Genomic DNA, 26,699 nt, shown 5'->3' on the forward strand with positions numbered 1-26,699 from the left:
ACTGGCGGCGCGTTCGGCGGCCGAACGCCGCGCTTATCCCCGCCCAGTCCGCGATCGAGCTGCGCCAGATGTGGGACGGTGGCCTGCCCGCCCCCGTCGACGGCCTGCGCGCCGTGGCCCGGTTCCGTGCCGGGGGCCACGACATCGAGGACGAGGACGCGGCCCGTATCTCCCCGCTCAGGTGCGCTCCTTCTGAGACCCGGACGCCGCCGGTGACGCTTGAGCACGAGTATTGATCGACGGGCCCGGGGTGGAAGGCCTGTCAGGCAGGTTCGGCGTTGAGGACACGCCCGGCGGGGCTGCGGGTGTGGAGCCAGGCGGGCAGGGCGGTCAGCGCTGCCACGGCCAGGAGTGCGGCGGGGGCCGCGGTCGCGAGCCAGGTGCCCGGGGGCGTCACCACGACCGCGCTGAACAGCGCGAACAGGCCGATTCCGAGCGGTATGCCCACTGCGATCGCGCCCACTGCGGGCAGCAGTTGCGCGGTGCACAGCGCCGCGATGACCTGGCCCGGCGTGGCACCGAGGGTGCGGGTGACCGCCAGGGCGCGCCGGGCCTGCACCGCGGCGCTCCAGCCGACGAAGACGGTGTTGAGCACGGACAGCGCCACGAGGGCGACGGTGGCACCGAGCATGACGTGGCCGGTCACGGCGTTGCGAATCTCCTCGACGGCGGACGCTCCCCGAGCGGTGTCCGCTTCGAGCGACACCTGAAAGGTGAGGACCGCAGTCACCATGACGGTGGTGGCTGCCGTGCCGACGGCGCTCAGGACGGCGCGTCCGGGACGTCGAGCGATCAGCCGTACGCCGATCAGGAGCGGCGTGGGCAGATGGGCCGTCATGGCGGTAAGCCGAGGACGGTATGCGGTCGGGTGCGCAGGGTCGGCGAGGGTGTCGACGGTGCTGGAGCGCACGGTGCGCAGCACCGGGCCGAGCGTGCCGATCAGGGTCACCAGCAGGGCGAGCACGGTCGCGGTCGTGATGATGCCCGTGGTCGGCGGGGCGGCTGTGTTGAGCAGCCCGGCACTGGGGTCGGCCAGCGCGGGAGCGGTCAGACATCCCACGGTGACCCCGGCGACGGCGGACACCACCGTCAGGAGCAGGTACTGCGCGAGCAGCATCGCGGCCACGGTCCTGGGTGTGGCGCCGACCGCCTGGAACAGGCCTGCGCGCCGGTGATCCCGCGGGCCGCGCACGGCGGCGAGTGAGGCGAGGGTGACCACCGAGGCCGCGGCGAGCAGCCCTCCGCCGACGACCAGGGCGGGCTGGACCGAGCGCAGCAGCCGGGTGTTGTCGTCGACAAAGGTCTGCCAGGAATGGGTGTTGACCCAGTCCCGGCCCCGGAGGTCGTCGGTCAGGACGGTTCCCGCCCAGCCGCGTGCCGCGCCGGGGTCGGACAGCTTGATGTTCAACAGGTACAGGAGCGACTCATCGCCGGCTGCCGCGCGGGCGTCGTCGGTGGTGAGCCAAATCCGGCCGCCCCCGTCGGACGGACCGGGACCCTCGGCCCAATTGCCCCATGGATAGACGGCGGTGGCCGCGCTGACGGCCGTGCCGACCACCGGGTACGCGCGCCCGCCGATAGTGACGCGGTCACCGACGCGCACACCGAGTGCCTGGGCGAAACCGCGTTCGACGACCGCGCCGCCGCTGCGCACCCACGTGCCGGAGGTCACCAGCGGCCGGTCCACGGCGGACGCGGTGCGCTCACGCCCTTCGACCGCGGTGTTCTCCGTATGCCCGTGGGCGCGGACCGTAGTGGAGAACCCGGGGACCGGGGCTGCCACCTGGTCCACGCCGGGTGCGTCGGCGATGCGCCCGGCCAGGGCGGTGGGGCCGGTGGCGGTGGTGATGGCAGTGACGTCCGGCCCTGCGGTGACCTCACGGGTCTTCAGGTACCCACCGACCACGGCGTTGTCGGTGGCCATCCCCAGGGTGAGCGACGCGGTGGCGGCGGTGACGGCGAGCAGCAACACGACGGCTTCGCCCGGACGGCGCCGTATGTCCCGTGCGACAAGCCGCCAGATCAGCAGCAGACGGCCTCTCATCACCCCTCCCATCCCAGGAACGCGCCCAGCTGCGAGCCACCCGCGGGCACGAGTGTGTCCTCGCACAGCGCCCCGTCGCGCAGGGAGACGACCCGGCCGGCGGTGGCGGCGACGCGTTCGTCATGGGTGACGAGCACGAGGGTCTGTCCGGCGTCCCGCAGGTCCGAGAAGAGGCGCAGAACGTCGTGGGTCGCGGCGGTGTCGAGGTTCCCGGTGGGTTCGTCGGCGAGGACCACGAGCGGCTCGTTGACCAAAGCGCGGGCGATGGCTACCCGCTGGCGCTGCCCACCGGACAGCTCGGACGGCAGGTGCCGGTCCCGGTCCGCGAGCCCGGCACGGTCTAGAAGGGCCGCGGCGCGACGGCGGGCGGTGCGCGGTGAGTTGCCGGCGAGCAGCGCGGGCAGCTCGACGTTCTCGGCCGCGGTCAGCTCGTCCATCAGGTGGAAGTCCTGATGCACGAAGCCGACCGCGCGGCGCCGCAGCCGGGCGAGCGCACGCTGTCCGAACCGGTCGATGCGTTGCCCGCCGAGCCACACCTCGCCCTCGTCGGGCCGGTCGAGTCCGGCCAGAAGATGCAGCAGGGTCGACTTGCCGCAGCCGCTGGGGCCGGTCACGGCCAGCGTCTGCCCGGCCGGTATGTCGAGATCGACCCCGTCGACGGCCACCACCGTGCTCTCGCCCTGCCCGTAGACCCGCGACAGGCCGACGGCCCGCAGCACCGGACCTGCCGTCACCTCCCCGCCCTCACCGCGCCGGGATGGCCCTCCGCCACGTCGGCCGCCTCGTGTCGTCATCCGTTCCCTCCGTCTTTCCCGTACGGGGCGCGCGCGGACCAGGCGCGCCCGCACGCCTCCAACCAGTGCAGATCGGCCTGCAATCGGAGTGCGATGCCCTCCAGGAGCAGCCCGGCCTCCGTGTCCGTGCCGTGAGCAAGGAGGGTGTGCTGGGCCTCGGCGAGGCTGCGCCTCAGCTCGCGGCGCCGGGCCTCGACGAGCGCGAGCGGCTCGGCCATCCCCGACTCGGCGGCGGCCACCAGCTTCAGATGGAACTCCGCCACGTCCGCCCGGGGCCCGGCGGGCTCGGCCAGCCACCCGGCCACCCGCTCCCGTCCGGCCCCGGTCAGTGCGTACACCTTGCGCCGCGGACCACGCGCGGACGCGTCCTCACGGTCCCGAACGACCAGACCCACCTTCTCGAGCCGGGTGAGTGTGACGTACACCTGCCCGGCATTGAGCGTCTCGCCCAGCGGCCCGAGCGCGGCGCACAGCCGTCCGCGCAGGTCGTATCCGTGCGACGGTCCCTTGACCAGAAGCGCCAGCACCACGTCCTGCACGGACGGCCTCTCTTCCTCTACGACAGCGCAATAGATAGCGGTTAAGTAAATGCGGCGTCAAACTGTCACTCACCGCGCACCCCCCCTTCAGGAAGCGGCCAGACCGGGCCGCCTCAGGACAGGGCCTCGACGGGACGGCACCCGCGGCGCGGACCGGATCCTCGTCGTCAACGGTGCGCAGCACCGGCCTAGCCGTCACCGCCGTGGCCGCGCTCACGGCCGGCGGCGTCGTCGCGGCCGACGCACTCACCTACGCTGGTTTCAAGGCGCTCGCGCACGCCTTCCACCTCGGCCTGGAGCCCATCCCCACCCCGTCGACGGGCAAGGCCCCGACGCCCTGGAGAAGCTGTGCGCTACCCGGCCGGTGCGTGCGGCCTACACCATGTCGACCCTGCACAACCACCTGGCCACGACGGAAGCCGACCGCGTCCGCCTGGTCAGGATCGCCCGACGGCACGACCTCCACTGGTGGTGGCACCGGGCATCACAGCCCGGCCCTGACCACGGCGATCGCTTGCAGCCGCTCGACGACGGCACGGTGGGCCAGTTGGAGGCGCTGAGTCGGGACGACGCCAAGGCCCGCAGACCCTCCCGCGCAGGAACTGGCAGGGCTACCGCTGGTCGGCCACCCCTCGTCCTGCTTCACGTGGGTGTCTCTGCCCGGCGACGCCCCGCGCCGACCGCCTGACGGCCACCCTGGCGCTCACCGCTTCCCGGTCACGATTCACCATCTCGGCTCACACGCCGCAGGCGGTGGATGCGGCGTACGACGAACGAAGGCCCGGACCAGATGGTCCGGGCCTTCGTCATGTGGTAGCGGGGACAGGATTTGAACCTGCGACCTCTGGGTTATGAGCCCAGCGAGCTACCGAGCTGCTCCACCCCGCGTCGGTGAAACCAACACTACCCCTGGCTGATCGACCAGCGCAAATTACTTCCCGCGCCGCTCGGCGCAGTCCGGGCAGATGCCCCGGTACGTGACCTCGGCGCCGGAGACCCGGAAGCCGTAGCGCTCGCCCTCGGGCAGCGTCGACAGCAGGTCGCCCTCCGGGCGCACGTCGCGGATCGAGCCGCAGCGGCTGCACACCAGGTGCTGGTGCGCGCTGTGGGCGTTGGGGTCGTACCGCTTGGCGCGGCCGTCGGTGCTGACTTCGAGCACCTCGCCGAGGGCGACCAGCTCGCCCAGAGTGTTGTAGACCGTCGCCCGGGAGATCTCGGGGAGCCGGGCGGTGGCACGTGCGAGTACTTCGTCGGCGGTGTAGTGCACGTGGTCGCCGTCCAGGACCTCGGCCACGACTCGCCGCTGTGCGGTGAGCCGGAAGCCACGGCCGCGCAGTCGCTCCAGGAGGTCACTCATGCATTCAGGGTAGCAGCGCACCGCTCTATGGCCAGAACCCATACGGACTTCATTGGAATCTTGACTTGGACTGTGTCTAATGTAGGCTCCCTGGCAGGCTGCGGCGATCGGTTCCGAGGCCGTGCTCCAGGCCCTGTGCGGCCGCGGGCCGGTTGCCGTGCACGGACAGAGGGGTCGGGATGCCGGTCGGGCTCCCGGCCCCTCTGACTTTCCGGTGCGCTACGCGAGGGCTGTCTCGCGGCGCTCCGGCTCCTGCCGCTCCGGGGTCCAGCAGCGGATGATGTCGCGCACGGACACGATGCCGACCGGCTCCGCGTCGTCGAGGACGATCAGATGCCGGAAGCTGCCGTGGGTCATGGCGCCGGCGGCGTCGTCGAGGGTCCAGCCGGGTGCGGCGAAGACGACGTCCGTGGTCGTGTGGTCGTCGGCCTTCTCCATGTCCGGGTCCTGGCCCGCGCCGACGGAGTTGAGGATGTCGCGCTCGGTCAGGATGCCGAGCCCGCTGGTGTCGGGGTCGAAGACGATCGCCGCCCCGACGCGCCGCGCGGACATCAGCCGGGCGGCCTGGCGGAGGGTGTGAGCGGGGCCGATGGTGAGGACCACCGTGCTCATGGCGTCGCGGACGAGCATGGGGTGGAGCCACCTCCTAGGCGTTACGGGCCCTTGTGCCGGCCTGTGAAGACATTCACAAGTTCACAAGGTCTGTCACTGCCAGATTGGCACGCAGAGGAGAGGGCAACAAGGGGCGGGGGAGGCCCGGCCGCCGGGCCCGCGCCCCCGGGCGCGGGTTTGCCGGCGGCCCGGACGGGCGGCTACGGGCCGAGGTACTTCAGCAGTTCCTGGTGGAGCAGGCCGTTGGACGCCGCGGCGTTGCCGCTGTGCGGCCCCGCTTCGCCGTCCAGGCCCGTGAACATGCCGCCGGCCTCCGCCACGATCGCCGCGCACGCCGCCATGTCCCACAGCGACAGCTCCGGCTCCGCGCAGATGTCGACCGTCCCCTCGGCGACCATCATGTACGGCCAGAAGTCCCCGTACCCCCGGCTGCGCCAGCAGTCGCGGGTCAGGTGCAGGAAGCCGTCCAGCCTGCCGCGCTCGTCCCAGCCGTGCAGCGAGGAGTACGCGAACGAGGCGTCCTCGATGCGCTGCACCCCCGACACCCGCAGCGGGCTCGCCTTCGCCAGGCTGCGGCCGGTGTACGCGCCGCCGCCCTGCACCGCCCACCACCGGCGGCCGAGGGCCGGGGCCGACACCACGCCGACGACCGGCTGGTTGCCCTCCGCACCCGGCGCCATGAGCGCGATGAGCGTCGCCCACACGGGGACGCCGCGGACGTAGTTCTTGGTGCCGTCGATCGGGTCGATGATCCAGCGCCGCGGGCCGGTGCCCTCGGTGCCGTACTCCTCGCCCATCACGGCGTCGCGCGGCCGGGCCCGCCGCAGGGAGGAGCGGATCAGCTCCTCCGCCGATCTGTCCGCCTCCGACACCGGAGTCAGGTCCGGCTTCGTCTCGACCTTCAGGTCGAGGGCCTTGAACCGCTCCATCGTGGTGGCGTCGGCGGCGTCCGCCAGGACGTGGGCGAGACGCAGATCATCATGAAAACCGGCCATGCAACGAACAGTAACCCCAAAGGTGCACCGCCAACCTTCGCCCGCGCCCGCGGCGGGTCTCCGGCCCCTCGTACGGACCCTTGACAGCACCTGGCGGTGCGTCAATTCTGAGCGCACGGTCGCCTTCTGGAGGCCACGATGCCCACAGCGCGAGAAGGACTCCTCGACGCCGCCTTCGCGGCGCTCAGGAGCCGGCCCTGGGCGGCGGTGCGGATGGTCGACGTCGCCGCCACGGCCGGGGTGTCCCGCCAGACTCTCTACAACGAGTTCGGCAGCAAGGAGGGCCTGGCCCAGGCCCTCGTCAGACGCGAGGTCGACGGCTACCTCGCGGGCGTGGAACGGACGCTGGTCGGCGCCCGCAGATCCGGCGCCGACGCCGGTGGCCGACTGCTCGCCCTGGTCGCTTGGACACTGCGCGCGGCCCGCGGCAACCCGCTGGTGCGCGCCGCGCTCACCGGGTGCTGGGGCGAGCAACTGCCGACCCCCGCGCGGCGCGTGTCCGCCAGGGGCGGTGCGCCGGGCGCACGGCGCCCGGACCCGCCCGTGGAGACGCCCGCGCAACTGGTCGAGGAGGTACGCGACCGGGTGCTGCGGGCGCTGGAGGAGCAGTTGCCGGGGGGACCGGGCGAACGCCGCCGGGTCTGCGAGGCGGTGACCCGGCTGACGCTGTCGTACGTGGTCGCGCCCGCGGCGCGGGGCGAGGACGTGGAGCGGACGGTCCGCGGGCTGCTGGCGGTCAGTGCGCCGAGCCGGACAGCTGCAGGCCGATGACGCCGACGACCACCAGCGAGATGGAGACGAGCTTCAGCGCGGAGACCAGGTCGCCGAGGAAGACCATGCCGTAGATCGCGGTGCCCGCGGCACCGATGCCCGTCCACACCGCGTACGCCGGACCGACGTCCAGCTTCTTCAGCGACAGCGTCAGCAGGCCGAAGCTGCCGAGCGCGAACACGCAGAAGGCGACCGTCGGCCAGAGCCGGGTGAAGCCGTGGGAGAGCTTCAGACAGACGGCGAAGCCGGTTTCGAGGATTCCGGCCACGACGACCAGCAGCCACGCCATCGTGTAGTGCCTCCCGTTCGGTTGACGCTCCTGCGATTATGCCCAACGCGCCTCCGCTTGGGCGATGGACCTGCCGAAGGCTTCGGCGGCCCGGGGCCGGCGCCCGTCAGTCCCCTTCGCGGCGCTCGCGGGTGGCGAGCAGCCGGCGCAGCGACGCGAGCCGTGCGGGATCGGCGTGGCCCTCGGCGACCCAGGCGTCCAGCGCGCAGTCCGGCTCGTCGTGGCTGCAGTTGCGCGGGCAGTCCGCCGTCCCGGGCTCCAGGTCGGGGAAGGCGTGGATGACGCGCGACGGGTCGACGTGCGCCAGGCCGAACGACCGCACGCCGGGGGTGTCGATGGCCCAGCCCCTGTCGTCGGGCAGCGGCAGGGCGAGCGCGGACGTCGTGGTGTGGCGGCCGCGGCCGGTGACGACGTTCACCTCGCCGGTGGCCCGCTGGCGCGCCGGCACGAGCGCGTTGACCAGGGTGGTCTTGCCGACGCCGCTGTGGCCGACGAAGGCGGTGACGCGGTCGGTGAGGAGATCCAGCACGCGGGCCGCGCCGGCGCCGGTGGCCAGCTCGTCGCGGTTGCAGGCGACGGCCCGCACGCCCAGCGGGGCGTACGACTCCAGCAGCTCGTCCGCGGGCGCCAGGTCGGACTTCGTCAGCACCAGCAGCGGGTCGAGCCCGCCGTCGTACGCGGCGACCAGGCAGCGGTCCACCAGGCGCGGGCGGGGCGGCGGGTCGGCGAGGGCGGTGACGATGGCCAACTGGTCGGCGTTGGCGACGACCACGCGCTCGTACGGATCGTCGTCGTCGGCCGTGCGGCGCAGCACCGACGTGCGCTCCTCGACCCGGACGATGCGCGCCAGCGTCCCGGGGTCGCCCGAGACGTCGCCGACGACCGCGACCCGGTCGCCGACGACGATGCCCTTGCGGCCCAGCTCGCGCGCCTTCATCGCGGTGATCGTGCGCTCCTGCACCAGGCAGGTGATCCGGCCGCGGTCGACGGTCAGCACGAAGCCCTCGGTGGCGTCCTCGTGCTTGGGCCGGTTGCGGCTGCGGGGCCGGCTGCCCCGGCGGTCCGGGCGTACGCGGACGTCGTCCTCGTCGGGGTTCTTGCCGTAGCGCCGCATCGTGCGGGTCAGTCTCTCCGGGCGGCGGCGGGCGCGCCGGCTCCGGGCGCGGCGCCGGGTCCGGTGTCCGCCCCGGCGAGGAGGCCGGTCCACATCCCGGTGAAGTCGGGCAGGGTCTTGGCGGTCGTCTCCACGTTCTCCACCCGCACACCCTCCACCGCCAGGCCCAGGACCGCTCCCGCGGTGGCCATCCGGTGGTCGTCGTACGTGTGGAAGACGCCGCCGTGCAGCGGGCGCGGGCGGATCTCCAGCCCGTCTTCGGTCTCGGTGACGTCGCCCCCCAGCCCGTTGATCTCCTGCGTGAGGGCGGCGAGCCGGTCCGTCTCGTGCAGCCGCAGGTGGCCGACGCCGCGCAGCCGCGACGGCGAGTCCGCCAGCGCGGCCACCGCGGCGATGCCGGGAGTCAGTTCGCCGACCTCGGAGAGGTCGATATCGATGCCGCGGACGCCTCCCGCGGAGGAGCCGGCCGAGGGGCCGGTGAAGACCAGGTCCGTGCCGTCCGCGGTGGTCACCAGCTCGCAGGAGCCGCCCATCTCCGTGAAGATCGCGCGCAGCGCGTCCCCGGGCTGGGTGGTCCGGCGGGGCCAGTCGCGGATGGTGACCCGGCCGCCGGTGAGGAGCGCGGCGGCCAGGAACGGCTGCGCGTTCGACAGGTCGGGCTCGACCGTCAGGTCCCGGCCGCGCAGCGGGCCCGGCGCCACCCGCCAGACGTTCGGCTCGCCGCTGTCCTCCGGGGCCTCCACCTCGGCGCCGGCCGCGCGCAGCATTTCCACGGTCATCCGGATGTGCGGCAGCGACGGCAGCCGCTCGCCCGTGTGGCGCAGCTCCACGCCCTTGTCGAAGCGCGGCGCGGACAGCAGCAGCGCGCTGACGAACTGCGAGGACGAGGAGGCGTCGACCTCGACCGGGCCGCCCCGCAGGGCGCCCGTGCCGTGCACCGTCAGCGGCAGGGCGCCGGCGCTGCCCCGCGCGGTGTCGTCGATCCGGGCGCCGAGGGCGCGCAGCGCGTCGATGACGCCGTGCAGCGGGCGCTCGTGGCTGCGCGGGTCGCCGTCGAAGCGGACCGGGCCGTCGGCCAGCGCCGCGACGGGGGGCAGGAAGCGCATGACCGTCCCCGCGTTGCCCACGTCCACCGCGGCGTCGCCCCGCAGGCCGCCGCCGGGGGTGACGCGCCACTCCTCGGCACCCGCCGGGCCCGCGCCCTCCTCGATGCCGACGCCCAGGGCCGTCAGGCCCCCGGCCATCAGGGCGCTGTCGCGCGAGCGCAGCGGCCGGCGCAGCAGGCCGGGCCCGGCGGCGAGCGCGGCGAGCACGAGCGCCCGGTTCGTGACCGACTTCGAGCCGGGCACGGTGACGGCCGCGGCCACCGGTCCTGAGGCGGTCGGCGCGGGCCAGGGGCTGCTCTGCGTAGCGGTCATGGCACTCACCCTATGCGGGCGGGCCCGCCCGCCGCAGTGTCCGGCCGCCGGCCTGTGGACAACCGCCGGCCTGTGGACGACCGGGGTGGCGCGGGCCGTGGCGGGCGGGTCAGAGGTCGAGCAGCCAGCGGGCGCCGCCGGCGAGGGCGCAGAGCGCGACGACGTAGAACAGGAACACCCAGAGCCCTGCGGGCGTATGCGTCAGCCGCCCCAGCTGGTCGGCGTCCGACTGCGGCGCCTCGCCGCGGCGCCGCTTGCGCTGCAGTTCGAAGACCGGCCGCACCCCGCCGAGCAGCAGGAACCACACGGCTGCGTACGCGAACGCCGCCTGCACCTCCGGCTCGGTCAGCCAGGAGACGAGGAAGAAGGCGGCCCCGGTCAGGACGACGGTCACCACCCCGTACGCGTTCCTGATCATCAGGAGCATCGCCGCGAGCAGGGCGATCGCGCCCCACAGCGCCGCCGTGATCCGCCCGTCGGCCAGCAGCCAGGCGCCGGCGAGGCCGAGCAGCGGCGGGGCGGTGTAGCCGGAGGCGGCGGTGAGGACCATGCCGAGGCCGGAGGGCTTGCCGCGGCTGACGGTCAGGCCGGAGGTGTCGGAGTGCAGGCGTATGCCCTCCAGTCGGCGTCCGGTCAGCACGGCGACGAGGCCGTGGCCGCCTTCGTGCGCGATGGTGACGGCGTTGCGCGCCACCCGCCAGACGCCCCAGGTCATGACGGCGCAGAGCGCCACCAGGCCCGTCACCGCGACCAGCCACTCCGAGGGGTCCGGCTGCGTGCCGACGACACGGTCCCACAGCTCGCCGAGGCTGGTTCCTTCCATGTGCCCTCCCGGTGCTCGGACGAGCAGGGTAGCCAAGGCGGCGTGTGCGGGCTGTCAGAGGGGCGTGGCAGTCTTGTCACCCATGTGCGGACGGTACGCGGCGAGCAGGAAACCCGAGGACCTCGTCGACCTCTTCGAGGTCGAGAAGTGGGACGCGGAGGAGACGCTCGCGCCCGACTACAACGTGGCGCCCACCAAGAACGTGTACGCGGTGCTGGAGCGCCCCGAGCGGGACTCCGACGACCCCCGGCCGGTGCGGCAGCTGCGGGCGCTGCGCTGGGGCCTCGTGCCGTCCTGGGCGAAGAACCCGGACCTGGGCGTGAAGATGATCAACGCCAGGGCCGAGACCGTGCACGAGAAGCCGGCCTACCGCCGGGCGTTCGCCTCCCGGCGGTGCCTGCTGCCCGCCGACGGCTACTTCGAGTGGCTGACGTTCAAGGGCGAGCGGCAGCTGGAGGAGCAGGGCAAGAAGAAGCGGCCCCGCAAGCAGCCGTACTTCGTCACCCCCGTCGACGGCTCGGTCTTCGCGATGGCCGGGCTCTTCGAGTTCTGGCGGGACAAGACGCTGCCGGACGACGACCCGCGCGCGTGGTGGGTGACGTGCACGGTGGTGACGACGGAGGCGGAGACCACGGAGCTGGCGGGCGGTGCGGCGGGGGAGTCGGGGCCGCACACGCTCTCCGAGATCCACCCGCGGATGCCGCTGATGCTCCCGCCGGACCGCTGGGACGCCTGGCTCGACCCGGCCAACAAGGACCCGGAGGCGCTGCGCGAACTGCTGGCCCCGCCGCCGCCCGGCCTGCTGCGGGCGTTCCCGGTGTCGACGAAGGTGAGCGACGTGCGGAACAACGGCGCGGAACTGGTGGAGGAGATAGCGGCTCCGGAGGAGGAGACGCTGTTCTAGGGGTTCGTCGGCGTCTGCCCGGCTTGGCGTGATTCAGCAGGAAATCTCCCCGGCGGTGCGGCCGACGGGATCCCGGCCCTACACTCCGCGCCCATGTTCTCCACTCAGCACCTTCCCGACTTACTCGCGCGCGGTGGCCGCGGCGGCGGCTTCCGCGGTGGCGGCGCCGGCGGCTCCGGCGGGGGCGGCACGACGGCACTCATCGTCATCGGCATCGTCGTCGCGGTCGTCGTCGTGCTCGTCGTGTACCTCCGCGTCCGGGCGAGGAGGAGGGAGATCGCGAGCGACTGACCCCCGGTGCGGGGCCGTCGGAAGCGCATCCGACTCGCCTAGATTGGGGCGCGTGAAGCCCACCACCGAGACCGTCGCCACCCCGCCGGGGGACGCCCGCATCACCTGGCACCGGGCCGCCCGGCCCCGGCTGGTCCTCGCCCTGAGCCACGGCGCGGGCGGCGGCATCGAGGCCCGCGACCTGCGGGCGCTGGCCGCCGCGCTGCCCGGCGAGGGGGTCACCGTCGCGCTCGTCGAGCAGCCCTGGCGGGTCGCGGGGCGCAAGCTGGCGCCCGCGCCCAAGACCCTCGACGCCGGCTGGACGGCGCTGTGGCCCGCCCTGGAGAAGCCCGGCGCGCCGGTCGTCGCGGGCGGCCGGAGCGCGGGCGCGCGGGTCGCGTGCCGTACGGCCCGGGCCCTGGGTGCCCGGGCGGTGCTCGCCCTGGCGTTCCCGCTGCACCCGCCGGGCAAGCCGGAGAAGTCCCGGCTGCCGGAGCTGCTGGACGCCGGGGTGCCGACGCGCGTGGTGCAGGGCGCGCGCGACCCGTTCGGCGCCCCCGCGGAGTTCCCCGCGGACGTCGACGTGGTGCCCGTCCCGTACGCGGACCACGGCTTCGCCGTGGCCAAGAGCGCGCCGCCCGACGACGCGCAGACCGCCGACGCGATCACCGCCGCCGCGCTGGAGTGGCTCGCCGGCCTGCGCTGACGCCCCGCCGCGGCGCGTGCCCGCGCCCGGGCGGCCCCGCGGGGCGGTTGGGGAATGCGGCATCGGAAGCGTGCGTTCTCACCGGTGTACGTTCACGTGATCGACGAAGGGACACGCATGAGCGGGGTTGCATGCCCGTCGCGTCCGCAGCCGCAGGCAGCGGAGAAGTACTGGGCGGCGGATGTGCACGGACGTCGTCTATCCTCCGAACCGTACGGGGCCACCGCAGGCTCCACCACGGTGCTGGAGGAGGTGGGTCTCGTCACTGGGACCGACACGGGGAAGGGCGGGCAGGCCGAGGAGCCGACCGCGCCCGAGGAGACGTCCGCCGAGCGGAACGCGCGCTTCGAGCGGGACGCGCTCCAGTTCCTCGACCAGATGTACTCGGCCGCGCTGCGCATGACGCGCAACCCCGCCGACGCGGAGGACCTGGTGCAGGAGACCTATGCCAAGGCGTACGCGTCCTTCCACCAGTTCCGCGAGGGCACGAACCTGAAGGCGTGGCTCTACCGGATCCTGACGAACACGTTCATCAACTCGTACCGCAAGAAGCAGCGTGAGCCGCAGCGCAGCGCCGCCGAGGAGATCGAGGACTGGCAGCTCGCGCGCGCCGAGTCGCACATGTCGACCGGTCTGCGCTCCGCCGAGGCCCAGGCGCTCGACCACCTGCCGGACTCGGACGTGAAGGAAGCCCTGCAGGCGATCCCGGAGGAGTTCCGCATCGCCGTCTATCTGGCGGATGTCGAGGGCTTTGCCTACAAGGAGATCGCCGACATCATGGGGACACCCATCGGTACGGTCATGTCCCGGCTGCACCGCGGTCGCCGCCAGTTGCGCGGTCTGCTGGAGGACTACGCGCAGGAGCGCGGCCTGATGCCGGCGGGAGCCGGACCGGAGTCGGCCGGCTCGCACACGGGAAAGGGTTCGGGATCATGAGCTGCGGAGAGCCGCACGAGACGGATTGCTCAGAGGTCCTCGACCACCTCTACGAGTATCTCGACAAGGAGATGCCGGAGGGCGACTGCGCGAAGTTCCAGGTCCACTTCGACGAGTGCAGCCCCTGTCTGGAGAAGTACGGCCTGGAGCAGGCCGTGAAGAAGCTCGTCAAGCGCTGCTGCGGGCAGGACGACGTGCCGTCGGATCTGCGCGCGAAGGTGATGGGCCGGATCGACACCATCAGGTCCGGTGACGACGTACCGGAGCAGCCGGTGCTCGACGCCGGTGACGAGGGCCGCTCCACGTCACTCGAAGGTGCGAATCCACCCGGCTCGTAGTGTTCTTTTAGGCAACTGCGCCCCATTCGGCCGTAGGTGCCGCCCTATGCTCCCCAACTCGTACGGAGTACAGCGCGGACGAGGAGCGTGGGGCCCATGGGGCAGGTGGCGCAGGTCTCTGCGGCCGGGCGCGGATGTCTGTTGTGCGCGGTGCTCGCGACGGCGGCGTGTGCCGCCCCCGCACTGCGGCCCGGCGCCGCGACCCCCTGGACGGCGCTGGCGCTGCTCGCCGCCGTCTACGCGGCCGGTGAACACCTCTGGCGCGTGCCGCCGCTGGCCGGCCGGATCCCCGACGGTATCGGTGCGTTCTTCCCGGTCCTGCTTGCAGGAGCGTTTCTGCTGCCGCCCGCCGCGGCCGCCCTCGTCCCCCTCGCGGGCGCGCTGACCGCCCGGATCGCCGAGCAGCCCGCCGCCCCGCGGCGGCTGTGGCGGGCCGCGGAGCTGGCGCTCGCCGCTTGGGCGGCCGCGTACGCCGCCGGGCGGGTGCCCGGGGACGCCGTGCCCGGCGAGGCCGGGTTCCCCGAGCTGGTGCCCGCCGCGCTCGCCGCGGTCGCGGCCTTCTGGACCGTTCTCACCTGCCTGGACGCCCTGATGCAGGCCGCCGCGGAGCGCCGCTCGCCGCGCACCGCGCTCGCCGGGGCGCCGGCGGCGGCGGGCGCGTATCTCGTGCACGGGCTCGCCGGGCTGATGATGGCGATGCTCTGGCACAGCCCGCACGGCCCCGCCAGCGGGCTGCTCGTCCTGCTGCCGATGGCCATCTCCTGCTGGGCGTTCGCCCAGGCCGACCGCGAACGCGCGGCGCACCAGGCGACGATCCGCGCGCTGGTGCAGGCCGTCGACATCAAGGACCGCTACACCCGCGGGCACAGCGAGCGGGTCGGCCGCGCGTCGGTGCTCATCGCGCGCGAGCTGGGCATGGACGAGCGGCGGCAGGAGGTCCTGCGGTTCGCCGGGATCCTGCACGACGTGGGCAAGCTCGGCGTGCCGACGCGCATCCTGCGCAAGGACGGGCCGCTGACACCGCAGGAGCGGCGGATCATCGAGCTGCACCCGGAGTACGGGCACGAGATCGTCCGCGGCATCGGCTTCCTGGAGGAGGTGCGCTCGGCGATCCTGCACCACCACGAGCGGATGGACGGCGGCGGCTACCCGTACGGGCTCACCGGCGAGCGGATTCCGGAATACGCCCGGGTGGTGGCTGTCGCCGACGCCTTCGACGCCATGACCTCGACCCGCTCCTACCGCCGCGCGCGCGAGGTGCCCGCGGCGCTGGCGGAGCTGCGGCGCTGCGCGGGAGCGCAGTTCGACCCCCGGATGGTGCGCGCGCTGGCCGGCGCGATCGAGCGCAGCGGCTGGCACGCCGAGGTCACCGCGGACGAGCCCGCGACGGTCCCCGCGCCGCTGCGCGGCGGGGCCGGGGAGGCTGCGGCGGGCACCGGCGCAGCCGCAGAAACGGTCGTACGCAGCGGTGGTACGCCGTGAGCGAATCGGTTCTCCGCACCCGGCTCCCGGCCCCGCCCGAGGTGCGCGTCGCGGTCGGGGCCGCGGGGGCGGTGACCGCGGCCGGGTTCTGCTGGACGCTGTGGCACGGGCTCGCCCAGCCCGAGGCCGCGCTCGCCTTCGGCCTGCTCATCGTGCTCGGCGAGGTGGCGGGCGACCACCGGGCGGGCGCCCCCGCACGCATCCCCGCGCCCCTGGCGACCGCCGGCGCGCTCGGGTACGCGCTGCTCTGCATCCCCGCGGACGCGGCGGGCGGCGCCGTGCTGGAGATCGCCGCCGTGTCCTTCACCGCCACCGTGGTCGGCACCGTCCCGCACGTCGCCCGGGGCCGCGGCCCCACCGCGGAGCACCTGGTCCGCCGCGTCCTCGGCACCGCCTTCGCCGCCGCCTGCTGCCGTCCCCTGTGCGCCGGCGCCCCCGGCGAGGGCGACGGCGGCCCGGTCGCCGGCCTCACCGCGGGCCCCGGCTACGTCCTGGCGCTGCTCGGCGTCCTTGCCCTGACCGCGCTCTGCGACGCCGTGCTCGCCGCCTGTCTCGCCCGGGCCCGCACCGGCTGGCCGTACGGCCCCCTGCTGCGCGACGAGCTGCGCGCCCTGCCCGGCGTCGGCTCCGCGATGTGCGCCACCGGCGTCGTCATCGCGCTCGCCGCGCAGGTGGCCGGGCCGTGGGCGCTGCCCGTGCTGAGCCTGCCGCTGCTGCTCACCCAGGTCTCGCTCCGCCGCTACGCCGCCGTGCGCCGCACGTACCGCCAGACCATCGCCTCGCTGGCCCGCGCCACCGAGATGGCCGGGTACCACAGCCCGGGCCACGCCCACCGCGTCGCCTCCCTCAGCCGGGCGATCGGCCGGGTACGGGGCCTCTCCGAACGGGAGCTGGACGTGCTGGAGCAGGCCGCGCTCATGCACGACCTCGGCAAGCTGTCGCTGGCCGACCCCGTGCCGCCCGCCGCCGACGCCTCGCTCCCCGCGGGCGCCGGCCTCGCCGACCGGCGGCGCATCGCCCTGCTGGGCGGCGCCGTGGTGCGGCAGACCGGCGTGGCCGCCGAGGTCGCCGTCGTGGTGGAGCGGCAGGCGGAGCCGTACCGTGACCAGCCGGTCGCGGCCCGTATTGTGCGCGTGGCGGCCGCATACGACGCACTGGTGACGGGGAACGCGAAGGGTGAGGGCGCGGTCGCGCCGCTCGCGGCCCTGGAGCAGCTGCGCCTGGTGGCCCGCGCCGAGTACGACCCCGCCGTGGTCGACGCGCTGCGGGAGGTGCTGGCGAGTGGCGTGCGCGCGAACTGACCGGTAAGAAGCGGGTGTACGGCACCGCGTGGTTGGATGCGGGCATAGCCCGGTACCCGAGCGGACAGGAAGTTGCGGGGAGCAACGGCACCCCCCGGGAGAGCACGCCGTGCGGACGGGCCGCACAGTGGTCATCCTGGAGTCAAAGACGGCAGGCAGGAATCGTGAGGATCTTCGGCAGAACACGGCATCGGCCCTCCGCCTCGTGGCGGCAGGCGACCGACCGCGCGTTCACGTTGATCGGCGACGGCCGGTACGACGACGCGGGCGCGCTGCTCACCCGTGCCGCGGGCCTGGAGCCCTGGCTGTCGGAGTCGTGGTTCAACCTTGCGCTGCTGCACAAGTTCCGGCACGACTGGGAGCAGGCGCGCGCCGCGGGGCTGCGGGCCGTCGCCCTGCTCGACCGCGAGACGGGCGCGCCCGACTGGTGGAACGTCGGCATCGCCGCCACCGCGCTGCAGGACTGGCCGCTGGCGCGGCGGGCCTGGCAGGCGTACGGGCTGCGCGTGCCCGGCGGCGCCGCGCACCAGGGGGCGGCCGAGCCGCCGGAGGACATGGAGCTGGGCAGCGCCGCCGTGCGGCTGTCGCCGGAGGGTGAGGCGGAGGTCGTCTGGGGCCGCCGGCTGGACCCGGCGCGGATCGAGGTGCAGAGCATCCCGCTGCCGTCGTCGGGGCGGCGCTGGGGCGAGGTCGTGCTGCACGACGGGGTGCCGCACGGCGAGCGGGCCACCCTGGCGGGGCCCTCGTACCCGGTCTTCGACGAGATAGAGCTGTGGGCGCCGTCGCCGGTGCCGACGTGGGTGGTGCTGCTGGAGGCGGCCACCGAGGCGGACCGGGACGCCGTCGAGCTGCTGGCGGCCGAGGCGGGGTACGCGGCCGAGGACTGGTCGTCGTCGGTGCGGCTGCTCTGCCGCACCTGCTCGGAGAGCTGCATGCCCAGCGCCGAGGGCTCGCTGCAGGCGACCCTCGACCCGCACGACCACAGCGAGCCCGGCCAGCCCGGGCCGCTGGTGCACCGCACCGAGGACGGGCTGTGGGTGCCGGAGCGGGAGTGCGGGATAGCCGCGCCCGCGTCGCTGGTGCGCGGGCTGCTGGAGAGCTGGGCCGCGGACAGCCCGGACACCCGGGACTGGCGGGATCTGGAGGAAGTCGTCTGAGGCTGTCGGAACCTGGCCGTACCCTGGACTCCGGTCTTACATGAAGCTCATGCGGGCGGGAACCAGGAAGGCGTACGGCGAGGATGACTCAGCAGGCGGAGCAGCAGCAGGCGGGGCGGGAAGCGGAGTCGCCGGACGTGTTCCTCGACGACGTGACGGACGCGGAGGCGCGTGAGCAGGCGGCCCGCGAGCGGGGCACGGCCAGGGCGATCACGGTGGTGGGCAATCCGGTGCTGCACCGCGAGTGCCAGGACGTGACGGAGTTCGACGACGGGCTGCGCAAGCTCGTGGACGACATGTTCGCCAGCCAGCGGGCGGCGGAGGGCGTGGGCCTCGCGGCCAACCAGATCGGCGTCGACCTGAAGGTCTTCGTCTACGACTGCCCGGACGACGACGGCGTACGGCACGTGGGGGCCGTGTGCAACCCCGTCCTGGAGGAACTGCCCGCCGACCGCCGCCAGCTCGACGACGGCAACGAGGGGTGCCTCTCCGTCCCCGGCGCGTACATGTCGCTGGCCCGCCCGGACTTCGCGGTGGTGAGCGGCCGGGACCTCGACGGCAACCCGGTCCGCGTGCAGGGCACGGGCTACTTCGCCCGCTGCCTGCAGCACGAGACGGACCACCTCTACGGGCGGCTCTACATCGACCGGCTCTCCAAGCGCGAACGCAAGGACGTCATGCAGCAGATGGCGGAGAACACCCCGCGGTACGAGACCGTCCCGAACGACTGACGCCCGCCGGCCTGCGGGGACGGCCGCCAGATCCGCCCCGGCAGGCGCCGTGACCGCCGCCTCTTGCGCGGCGGTTACGGCAGTGGTCGAGACCACTGGCACCCCGGCGGCGCGTTGACCGCGCGCCCTGCGCACGCGAGGCTCGGAGCCCCCCATTCGTACGGCACGGAGGTCCGATGCTCAGACGTACGGTCAGACTCATCCTCAGCATTGTCATGATCGCGGCGGCAGGTGTCGTCGGTACGGTCGCGACCGCCGGATCCGCGCAGGCGGACTCGTGCTACACGTGGAACCGGACGCTCAAGGAAGGCATGTCCGGCTCCGACGTCACCCAGCTGCAGATCCGGGTGGCGGGGCACGTGACGTCCGGCGAGATCCTCGCCGTCGACGGCAACTTCGGCCCGCGCACCAAGGCCGCGGTCGCCAAGTTCCAGAGCGCGTACGGGCTCGCCTCGGACGGCGTCGCGGGCACCAACACGTTCAACAAGATCTACAGCCTCCAGGACGCCGACTGCACTCCGGCTCACTTCACCTACGCCGAGCTGAACAAGTGCAACTCCACCTGGGGCGGCGGCGCGGTATCCGCGGCGACAGCCAAGGAGAACGCCAAGCGCACCATGTGGAAGCTGGAGGCGATGCGGCACGCCCTCGGTGACGTCCCGATCAACATCAGCAGCGGCTTCCGCTCCGTCTCGTGCAACAACGCGGTCGGCGGCGCCTCGAACAGCCAGCATCTGTACGGCACAGCGGCCGACCTCGTCGGCTCCCCGTCGTTCTGCCGGCTGGCCCAGCAGGCGCGGACCCACGGCTTCGGCGGGATCCTCGGTCCCGGCTACCCGGGTCACAACGACCACACGCACGTGGACGGCCGCAGTTCCCGCTACTGGTCCGCTCCCTCCTGCGGCATCTGACCACGGGAGAACGCAGCACCGCAGCACCGCGGCAACGGCGCCGCAGCAGCACGCGGTCGCCGGCCGGACCCGCCCTCCGCGGCGGGTCCGGCCGGCGCCGGTGCGCCGGCGGCCGCCGCCGGCTCAGAACTCGTCGTCGAACGCGACCGAACCCTCCACCGCCACCTGGTACGCGGACGGGCGGCGCTCGAAGAAGTTCGTCAGCTCCTGCACGTCCTGCAACTCCATGAACGCGAACGGGTTCTGCGACCCGTACACCGGCGCGAAGCCCAGCCGGACGAGCCGCTGGTCGGCCACGCACTCCAGATACGCGCGCATCGAGTCGGTGTTCATCCCCGGCAGGCCCTCCCCGCACAGGTCCCGCGCGAACTGCAGCTCCGCGCGCACCGCCTCGTCGAGCATGTCGCGCACCTGCCGCCCCAGTTCCTCGTCGAAGAGGTCCGGCTCCTCCTCGCGGACCGTGTCGACCACGGAGAACGCGAAGTCCATGTGCATGCTCTCGTCGCGGAACACCCAGTTCGTGCCGGTCGCGAGCCCGTGCAGCAGGCCGCGCGAGCGCAGCCAGTAGACGTAGGCGAACGCGCCGTAGAAGAACAGGCCCTCGATGCAGGCCGCGAAGCAGATGAGGTTGAGCAGGAAGCGGCGGCGGTCCTCCCTGGTCTCCAACTGCTCGATGTTCTCCACGGAGTCCATCCAGCGGAAGCAGAACTGCGCCTTCTCGCGGATCGACGGGATGTTCTCCACGGCGGCGAACGCCGCGGCCCGCTCGTCCGGGTCGGGGAGGTAGGTGTCGAGCAGCGTCAGATAGAACTGGACGTGCACGGCCTCCTCGAAGAGCTGGCGGGAGAGGTAGAGGCGGGCCTCCGGCGAGTTGATGTGCTTGTAGAGCGTGAGCACCAGGTTGTTCGCCACGATCGAGTCGCCGGTGGCGAAGAACGCCACCAGCCGGCCGATGAGGTGCTGTTCGCCCGGCGACAGCTTGGCGAGGTCGGAGACGTCGGAGTGGAGGTCGACCTCCTCGACGGTCCAGGTGTTCTTGATGGCGTCCCGGTAGCGCTCGTAGAAGTCCGGGTAGCGCATGGGGCGCAGGGTCAGCTCGAAGCCGGGGTCCAGCAGGTTCCTGGCGTCGGTGGCGGTGGTCACTGGCAGGCCTCGCAGGTCTCGGGGTTCTCCAGGGAGCAGGCGACGGCGTCGTCGGCGTGCGGCTGCTGGACGGGCAGGGGTGCGGGGGCGGCGTCCGCGGCGGCGCCGGCGGGCGCGGCGCCGCGGGCCGAGCGGGCGATCCGGGTGGCGGGGCGCGAGCGCAGGTAGTACGTCGTCTTCAGCCCGGACTTCCAGGCGTACGCGTACATCGAGCTGAGCTTGCCGATGGTCGGCGCGGCCATGAAGAGGTTGAGCGACTGGGCCTGGTCGAGGTACGGCGTACGGGCCGCGGCCATGTCGATCAGCGCGCGCTGCGGCAGCTCCCACGCCGTCCGGTAGCGCGCCCGGACCTCCTCGGGGATCCAGGTCAGCTCCTGTACGGACCCGTCGTGCTCGCGCAGCGCCTCGCGGGTCTGCGCGTCCCACACCCCGAGCGCCTTCAGCTCGGCCACCAGGTAGGAGTTGACCTGGAGGAACTCGCCGCTGAGCGTCTCGCGCTTGAACAGGTTGGAGACCTGCGGCTCGATGCACTCGTAGACGCCGGCGATGGAGGCGATCGTCGCCGTCGGCGCGATGGCCAGCAGCAGCGAGTTGCGCAGGCCGGTCGCGCCGATCCGGGCGCGCAGGGCGGTCCAGCGCTCCGGCCAGGCCACGTCCGCGTCGGGGTAGTGGTCGGGGTGCAGCACGCCGCGGGCGGCGCGGGTGCGGGACCAGGCCGGGTGCGCGCCGTGCCGCTCGGCGAGGTCGGCGGAGGCGGCGTACGCGGCGAGCATGATGCGCTCGGCGATACGGGTGGACAGCGCCCTGGCCTCACGGGAGTCGAAGGGCAGCCGCAGCCGGAAGAAGACGTCCTGGAGCCCCATCACGCCCAGGCCCACGGGCCGCCAGCGGGAGTTGGACGCGGCGGCCTGCTGGGTGGGGTAGAAGTTGATGTCCACGACGCGGTCGAGGAAGGTCACGGCGGTACGGACCGTGGCATCCAGCTTCTCCCAGTCCATCGCCTCCTCCCAGCCGCCGGCGGTGTCGCCCAGGTGGGCCGCGAGGTTGACCGAGCCCAGGTTGCACACTGCGGTCTCGCCGTCGTCCGAGACCTCCAGGATCTCGGTGCACAGGTTCGAGGAGTGCACGACGGCGCCGGGCTCCGCGGTCTGGTTGGCGGTGCGGTTGGCGGCGTCCTTGAAGGTCATCCAGCCGTTGCCGGTCTGGGCGAGGGTGCGCATCATCCGGCCGTACAACTGCCGTGCGGGGACCTGCTTGACGTACCGCCCCTCGGCCTCCGCGCGCGCGTACGCCTCGTCGAACCCGGCGCCGTACAGGTCGGTCAGCTCGGGCACGTCCGCGGGCGAGAACAGCGACCAGGGGCCGTCGGCCTCGACGCGGCGCATGAACTCGTCCGGGATCCAGTGCGCGAGGTTGAGGTTGTGGGTGCGGCGGGCCTCCTCGCCGGTGTTGTCGCGCAGCTCCAGGAACTCCTCGACGTCGGCGTGCCAGGGCTCCAGGTAGACGCAGGCGGCGCCCTTGCGCTTGCCGCCCTGGTTCACGGCGGCGACGGAGGCGTCCAGGGTGCGCAGGAACGGGACGATGCCGTTGGAGTGGCCGTTGGTGCCGCGGATCAGCGAGCCGCGGGAGCGGACGCGGGTGAACGGGATGCCGATGCCGCCGGAGTGCTTGGAGAGCCGGGCGACCTGGTGGTAGCGCTCGTAGATCGAGTCCAGCTCGTCGAGCGGGGAGTCGAGCAGGTAGCAGGACGACATCTGCGGGTGGCGGGTGCCGGAGTTGAAGAGCGTGGGGGAGGAGGGCAGGTAGCCGAGGCGGCTCATCAGCCCGTACAGCTCGGCGACTTCGGCGAGGGCCGCGTCGGACTCGTCTGCCGCCAGCCCGCAGGCGACGCGCAGGAAGAAGTGCTGGGCGGTCTCGATGACGGCGCGCTCGGTGGGGTGGCGCAGCAGGTAGCGGGTGTGGACCGTGCGCAGGCCGAAGTAGCCGAACAGGTCGTCGCGGCCGTCGGCGGCGGCCCCGGCCGCCAGGGCGTCGAGGCGGGCGGCGTGCCGGCGGACGAAGGCCGCGGTGGCGTCGGCGACGAGGCCTTCGCGGTGGCCCACGGCGATCGAGCCGGAGAAGCTCGTGGCGCCCTGGCCCGCGGCCTCCTCGGCGACGGCCCGGGTCAGCAGCCGGGCGGCCAGCCGCGAGTACTCCGGCTCCTCCGCGATCAGCGCCGCCGCGGCCTCGGTGGCCAGCTCGCGCAACTCCGCCTCGCCGGAGCCCGGGTGCCGCCCCCGCAGGGCGCCCGCCGCGACCCGGGCCGGGTCGGTGGCGGGCAGGTCGGCGGTCAGCTCGGCGAGGGTGCGGGTGAGTGCGGCGGCCGGGCCGTCGCCGGCCCGGGGGGTGGCTGAGGCGGGCTCCGCAAGTGCGGCCGGTGGTGCGATCGTCAAGGTCCTGCTCTCCCTCGCTCGGCGGGGCCGCGCGGGAGAGGCTGCGGTACGGGCGCACGCGGGGTCCCCACGGCGCGCAGGGCGCGCCGCCGAGGCGGAGCCGCTTGCGTCCGTGAGCCCAATCCGCGAGACCCGGACGTCATCGATCGCTGCCGGAGGTGTTCGGGCTCACGACGTACGGGCACACCGGCGCACGCGGCAGGCATGGCAGCACATCGCTTACCGTTGCGGGACAGCTCCGGACTTCCACCGGATTCCCCTGCGTCGGCAGCTTGGACGAGCATACATCTAGTGGCCCGCCAAGGAACCACCCCTATATGTTGTGTCGCCCCTCAGAGGTCCGCGACGAAGGCCCACAGCGGCAGATCGGGCAGCGGGAACCAGTCGCGGTCGGGAGTGCGGACGAACCCCAGCCGCCCGTACAGCCGGTGGGCCGTGGCCATCTCCGGGGTGCTGGACAGCACCATCCGCTGCGCGCCCAGCCCGCGGGCGCGGTCCAGACAGGCCCGTACGAGCGCCTCGCCCACGCCCCGGCCGCGCGCCTCCCGGGCCACCGCCAGCATCCGGAACTCGCCCTCCCCGGGCCCGCTCAGCTCCGCGAACGGCGACCCGGCCGTCACGAACGTCACGGCGCCGAGCACCCGCCCGCCGTCCGTCCGGCCGTCCCCGTCGACCGCGACCAGCACCTCCGTGCGCTCCGCCGCCGCCCGGCCGCCCGCGTCGCGCAGCTCGTGCACGTACTCGTCGTCCTCGCCGAACGTCAGCAGCCCGTCCGCCAGATACGCCTCGGCGACCAGGTCGCCCGCCCGCTCGTGCTCCTCCGGCCGCACCGGCCGCACCGTGAAGTCCATCCCCCGAGTGTGCCCTGCCCCACCGACAACGGGCCGCCGCCCCCGGAAGCCGGGGACGGCGGCCCGTACGCCTGCGGCATCCGCCGCACCGCGCTCAGCAGCAGCGGAAGCCCTTGCGCGGGTCGTCGCCCGCGTCCATGCGCATCCGCTCGAACTCGCGCCGGGTGGGCGCCTGGGCCTCGGGGTCGTGCGTGCGCAGGTGCTCGACGTAGCGCTCGTACGCCGTGTCGCCGATCACCTCGCGGACGTACCACCAGACCTTGCGCCCGGCCGCCGCCAGCGACGCCGCCCCCGTCACGAGCCGCCTCCGTCCGGCCCGCCGGCGTCCTCGCCGCCGCCGCTCCCGCGGGCGCCCGGTCCGGTGCCCGGCTTGAAGCCGCCGCCGCTGCCCAGCCCGGCCGCGGCCAGCTCCCTCTTCTCCTCCTTGGTCGCGATCAGCTGCGCCGGCGCGATGAAGGAGGACTCCTGGTACGGCTCCTCGCGGCTGACGACGGAGTCGGGGTTGCGCAGCGACTTCACGCACACCCGGGCCGCGTCCAGGATCACGACGACCACCAGCAGCGCGAAGACCGCCGACAGCACCCCGTCGACCGTCGTGTTGGTGACGATCGTCTCGGCGTCCTCCAGCTCCTGCCCGGACAGCTTGCCGGAGTCGATGCCCTCCTGCGCCACGTCGCCCTGGGCGAAGAAGCCGACCCGCGGGTCGTCCGAGAACACCTTCTGCCAGCTCGCGGTGAGCGTCACCACCGCGACCCAGGCCAGCGGGATGCCCGTCACCCACGCCCACTTCAGCCGCCCCGACTTGATCAGCAGCGTGGTGCAGATCGTCAGCGCGACCGCGCCGAGGAGCTGGTTGGTGATGCCGAAGAGCGGGAAGAGCTGGTTGATGCCGCCGAGGGGGTCGTTGACGCCGACCCACAGGAAGTAGCCCCACAGGCCCACGACGACCGCGCTGGTGCCGATGAGCCCCGGCCACCAGCTGACGCGCTTGAGCGGCTTGTAGATGTTGCCCAGGGTGTCCTGCAGCATGAAGCGGCCCACCCGGGTGCCCGCGTCGAGCGCGGTGAGGATGAACAGCGCCTCGAACATGATCGCAAAGTGGTACCAGAACGCCTTGAGGCTGTCCCCGGTCACGTTGGAGAAGATCTCCGAGACGCCCAGGGCGAACGTCGGTGCGCCGCCCGTACGGGACAGCAGCGACGGCTCCTCGACGGAGTCCGCCGCCGCCTGGAGTGCCGCCGGTGTGATCTCCCAGCCGAAGCCCTGGATCGCCTCCGATGCCGACTGCGCGGTGTCTCCGATCACGGTGGGCGCGGAGTTCATCGCGAAGTAGAGGCCCGGGTCCAGCACGCACGCGGCGATCATCGCCACGATCGCCACGGAGGACTCCATCAGCATGGACCCGTAGCCGATCATCCGGACCTGCGTCTCCTTCTGCACCATCTTCGGTGTGGTGCCGGAGGAGATGAGGGCGTGGAAGCCGGACAGGGCGCCGCAGGCGATGGTGATGAAGACGAACGGGAAGAGCGAGCCGGCGAAGACCGGTCCGGTGCCGTCCTTGGCGAAGTCGGTGACGCCCTCCATCTTCAGCGTCGGCGCGGCCACGAGCACGCCGATGAACAGCAGCGCGATGGTGCCGAGTTTCATGAACGTCGACAGGTAGTCGCGCGGCGCGAGCAGCGTCCACACCGGTAGCACCGAGGCGATGAAGGCGTAGATCACCATCCAGATGACCAGCGACTCCTTGCTCAGCGTGAACGTGTCCGCGAGCGACGACTCGGCCACCCACCGGCCCGCGACCAGCGCGAGCAGCAGCAGGGCGATGCCGATCAGCGACACCTCGGCGACCCTGCCGGGCCGGATCATCCGCAGGTAGAAGCCCATGAACAGGGCGATCGGGATCGTCATGCCGATGGAGAACGTGCCCCAGGGGGACTCCGCCAGCGCGTTGACGATGACCAGCGCCAGCACCGCCAGCAGGATGATCATGATCGCGAAGACGGCGAGCAGCGCGGCGGCGCCGCCCACCGGGCCGATCTCCTCGCGTGCCATCTGGCCGAGCGAACGGCCGTTGCGGCGGGTGGAGAAGAACAGCACCACCATGTCCTGGACCGCGCCCGCGAAGATCACGCCCGCGACGATCCAGATCGTGCCCGGCAGGAAGCCCATCTGCGCCGCGAGCACCGGGCCGACCAGCGGTCCCGCGCCGGAGATCGCCGCGAAGTGGTGGCCGAGGAGCACGCGGCGGTCGGTCGGCTGGAAGTCGATGCCGTTGTCGAGCCGTTCCGCCGGGGTGGCGCGCGTCTTGTCGGCCTTGAGCACGCGGTAGGCGATGAACTTCGAGTAGAAGCGGTAGCCGATGGCGTACGAGCCGAGGGCCGCGGCCACCATCCAGGCCGCGGAGACCTCCTCGCCCCGCGAGAGCGCCAGCACGGTCCAGCCGACGGCTCCCACCAGGGCGACGGCGGTCCACAGGATGACGCTCTTCGGTTCCAGGCGTGGCTTTCGCGGCACGTCCGGGGGTGCGTGCACAGTCATGGCGGCTCCGTCCCCTGAGCTCTCAATCTCTTGCAATGCGCTCGAAATGTAGAGCAGTGCCAGGCCGCCGTCACTAGGTCGATCAGTCGCTATCCGATCACGAAAAGCACCGGCCGGGGCGTCGCGGCCGGTGGAGGGCGCCGGTGGAGGGCGCCGGGGGAAAGCGCCCGGGGGCGGGGCGGCCCCGGCGGGCGGCAAGCGGTCCGTACCAATCGGTCCGCGTGGTTAGACTCGCCCGCTGAG

General features: G+C 73.2%; 26 protein-coding genes, 1 tRNA gene and 1 riboswitch. Of the genes, 11 read left to right on the forward strand and 16 right to left on the reverse strand.

All coding sequences use genetic code 11. The features are described 5' to 3' along the window. Positions 1–262: 262 nt before the first annotated feature. The 7 genes from LG396_RS13775 to hisN form a co-directional block, all read right to left on the reverse strand. A complete protein-coding gene (locus LG396_RS13775; protein ID WP_225794980.1) occupies positions 263–2,044 on the reverse strand; it encodes an ABC transporter permease in 1,782 nt (593 codons plus the stop codon). After that, positions 2,044–2,838: an ABC transporter ATP-binding protein gene (locus LG396_RS13780; protein ID WP_263979070.1), complete on the reverse strand. Its 795-nt coding sequence runs from the start codon at positions 2,836–2,838 to the stop codon at positions 2,044–2,046. The genes LG396_RS13775 and LG396_RS13780 overlap by 1 nt, the downstream gene beginning before the upstream one ends. Continuing rightward, a complete protein-coding gene (locus tag LG396_RS13785; RefSeq protein WP_225794982.1) occupies positions 2,835–3,377 on the reverse strand; it encodes a PadR family transcriptional regulator in 543 nt (180 codons plus the stop codon). The genes LG396_RS13780 and LG396_RS13785 overlap by 4 nt, the downstream gene beginning before the upstream one ends. A gap of 811 nt (positions 3,378–4,188) precedes the next feature. Next, a tRNA-Met gene (locus LG396_RS13790) sits at positions 4,189–4,265 on the reverse strand. Positions 4,266–4,308: 43 nt separating this feature from the next. Next, positions 4,309–4,734 carry a Fur family transcriptional regulator gene (locus tag LG396_RS13795; protein WP_018853024.1) on the reverse strand — a complete coding sequence of 142 codons (426 nt, stop codon included), beginning with the start codon at positions 4,732–4,734 and terminating at the stop codon, positions 4,309–4,311. 219 nt (positions 4,735–4,953) lie between these two features. Next, a complete protein-coding gene (locus LG396_RS13800) occupies positions 4,954–5,364 on the reverse strand; it encodes a CBS domain-containing protein (protein WP_018835037.1) in 411 nt (136 codons plus the stop codon). 182 nt (positions 5,365–5,546) lie between these two features. Further along, positions 5,547–6,341: a histidinol-phosphatase gene (hisN, locus tag LG396_RS13805; RefSeq protein WP_225794983.1), complete on the reverse strand. Its 795-nt coding sequence runs from the start codon at positions 6,339–6,341 to the stop codon at positions 5,547–5,549. 213 nt (positions 6,342–6,554) lie between these two features. Between hisN and LG396_RS13810 the strand changes: the two genes are divergently transcribed. Next, complete coding sequence (locus tag LG396_RS13810; RefSeq protein WP_018835039.1) at positions 6,555–7,112, forward strand: TetR/AcrR family transcriptional regulator; 558 nt, start codon at positions 6,555–6,557, stop codon at positions 7,110–7,112. Here LG396_RS13810 and LG396_RS13815 read toward each other — a convergent pair. The 4 genes from LG396_RS13815 to LG396_RS13830 all read right to left on the reverse strand — a co-directional run bounded on the left by LG396_RS13815 (position 7,078) and on the right by LG396_RS13830 (position 10,756). Next, positions 7,078–7,401, reverse strand: a complete 324-nt coding sequence (locus tag LG396_RS13815) for a DMT family transporter (RefSeq protein ID WP_018835040.1) — start codon at positions 7,399–7,401, stop codon at positions 7,078–7,080. The two genes, LG396_RS13810 and LG396_RS13815, sit on opposite strands and share 35 nt — an antisense overlap. Before the next feature lie 106 nt (positions 7,402–7,507). Next, positions 7,508–8,515 (reverse strand): ribosome small subunit-dependent GTPase A, encoded by a 1,008-nt coding sequence (gene rsgA / locus LG396_RS13820; protein WP_026276106.1) that lies wholly within the window; start codon positions 8,513–8,515, stop codon positions 7,508–7,510. A gap of 8 nt (positions 8,516–8,523) precedes the next feature. After that, positions 8,524–9,933, reverse strand: a complete 1,410-nt coding sequence (gene aroA / locus LG396_RS13825; RefSeq protein WP_225794984.1) for a 3-phosphoshikimate 1-carboxyvinyltransferase — start codon at positions 9,931–9,933, stop codon at positions 8,524–8,526. Between the two features lie 109 nt (positions 9,934–10,042). Next, a complete protein-coding gene (locus LG396_RS13830; protein WP_100298958.1) occupies positions 10,043–10,756 on the reverse strand; it encodes a M50 family metallopeptidase in 714 nt (237 codons plus the stop codon). Positions 10,757–10,838: 82 nt separating this feature from the next. On the opposite strand from LG396_RS13830, the gene LG396_RS13835 reads away from it, so the two are divergent. The 10 genes from LG396_RS13835 (at position 10,839) to LG396_RS13880 (ending at position 19,492) form a co-directional block, all read left to right on the forward strand. Continuing rightward, entirely contained in the window at positions 10,839–11,660 is an 822-nt protein-coding gene (locus LG396_RS13835; protein WP_018835044.1) for an SOS response-associated peptidase, read from the forward strand. Between the two features lie 93 nt (positions 11,661–11,753). Then, positions 11,754–11,951 carry a hypothetical protein gene (locus tag LG396_RS13840; RefSeq protein ID WP_225794985.1) on the forward strand — a complete coding sequence of 66 codons (198 nt, stop codon included), beginning with the start codon at positions 11,754–11,756 and terminating at the stop codon, positions 11,949–11,951. A 52-nt stretch (positions 11,952–12,003) separates the two neighbouring features. Next, entirely contained in the window at positions 12,004–12,636 is a 633-nt protein-coding gene (locus tag LG396_RS13845) for an alpha/beta hydrolase family protein (protein WP_225794986.1), read from the forward strand. Positions 12,637–12,888: 252 nt separating this feature from the next. Continuing rightward, complete coding sequence (locus LG396_RS13850; RefSeq protein ID WP_018835047.1) at positions 12,889–13,572, forward strand: sigma-70 family RNA polymerase sigma factor; 684 nt, start codon at positions 12,889–12,891, stop codon at positions 13,570–13,572. After that, entirely contained in the window at positions 13,569–13,910 is a 342-nt protein-coding gene (gene rsrA, locus LG396_RS13855; RefSeq protein ID WP_037740944.1) for a mycothiol system anti-sigma-R factor, read from the forward strand. The genes LG396_RS13850 and rsrA overlap by 4 nt, the downstream gene beginning before the upstream one ends. Positions 13,911–14,015: 105 nt before the next feature. Continuing rightward, entirely contained in the window at positions 14,016–15,392 is a 1,377-nt protein-coding gene (locus LG396_RS13860; RefSeq protein ID WP_372483502.1) for an HD-GYP domain-containing protein, read from the forward strand. Continuing rightward, positions 15,389–16,693 (forward strand): HD domain-containing protein, encoded by a 1,305-nt coding sequence (locus LG396_RS13865; RefSeq protein ID WP_225794988.1) that lies wholly within the window; start codon positions 15,389–15,391, stop codon positions 16,691–16,693. Before LG396_RS13860 ends, LG396_RS13865 begins: the two co-directional genes overlap by 4 nt. Positions 16,694–16,857: 164 nt before the next feature. Further along, complete coding sequence (locus LG396_RS13870; RefSeq protein WP_027746029.1) at positions 16,858–17,850, forward strand: tetratricopeptide repeat protein; 993 nt, start codon at positions 16,858–16,860, stop codon at positions 17,848–17,850. Positions 17,851–17,933: 83 nt separating this feature from the next. Further along, complete coding sequence (gene def / locus LG396_RS13875) at positions 17,934–18,581, forward strand: peptide deformylase (RefSeq protein ID WP_018842366.1); 648 nt, start codon at positions 17,934–17,936, stop codon at positions 18,579–18,581. Between the two features lie 176 nt (positions 18,582–18,757). Further along, a complete protein-coding gene (locus tag LG396_RS13880) occupies positions 18,758–19,492 on the forward strand; it encodes a D-Ala-D-Ala carboxypeptidase family metallohydrolase (protein WP_018853028.1) in 735 nt (244 codons plus the stop codon). Positions 19,493–19,615: 123 nt separating this feature from the next. Here LG396_RS13880 and LG396_RS13885 read toward each other — a convergent pair whose 3' ends face one another. From LG396_RS13885 to LG396_RS13905, 5 genes are all read right to left on the reverse strand, one after another. Further along, positions 19,616–20,635, reverse strand: coding sequence for a ribonucleotide-diphosphate reductase subunit beta (locus LG396_RS13885; protein ID WP_225794989.1), 1,020 nt, complete (start codon positions 20,633–20,635; stop codon positions 19,616–19,618). After that, positions 20,632–23,067, reverse strand: a complete 2,436-nt coding sequence (locus tag LG396_RS13890; RefSeq protein ID WP_225794990.1) for a ribonucleoside-diphosphate reductase subunit alpha — start codon at positions 23,065–23,067, stop codon at positions 20,632–20,634. The genes LG396_RS13885 and LG396_RS13890 overlap by 4 nt, the downstream gene beginning before the upstream one ends. Before the next feature lie 137 nt (positions 23,068–23,204). Then, a riboswitch (cobalamin riboswitch) is annotated at positions 23,205–23,383 on the reverse strand. Between the two features lie 16 nt (positions 23,384–23,399). After that, positions 23,400–23,918: a GNAT family N-acetyltransferase gene (locus tag LG396_RS13895; protein WP_100298950.1), complete on the reverse strand. Its 519-nt coding sequence runs from the start codon at positions 23,916–23,918 to the stop codon at positions 23,400–23,402. Positions 23,919–24,012: 94 nt separating this feature from the next. Beyond that, positions 24,013–24,216 (reverse strand): YbdD/YjiX family protein, encoded by a 204-nt coding sequence (locus tag LG396_RS13900; RefSeq protein WP_100298949.1) that lies wholly within the window; start codon positions 24,214–24,216, stop codon positions 24,013–24,015. Beyond that, positions 24,213–26,456 carry a carbon starvation CstA family protein gene (locus tag LG396_RS13905; RefSeq protein WP_225794991.1) on the reverse strand — a complete coding sequence of 748 codons (2,244 nt, stop codon included), beginning with the start codon at positions 26,454–26,456 and terminating at the stop codon, positions 24,213–24,215. The genes LG396_RS13900 and LG396_RS13905 overlap by 4 nt, the downstream gene beginning before the upstream one ends. Positions 26,457–26,699 lie beyond the last annotated feature (243 nt).

This window comes from Streptomyces aculeolatus, assembly GCF_020400605.1.
In the GTDB taxonomy this organism is placed as follows: domain Bacteria; phylum Actinomycetota; class Actinomycetes; order Streptomycetales; family Streptomycetaceae; genus Streptomyces; species Streptomyces aculeolatus.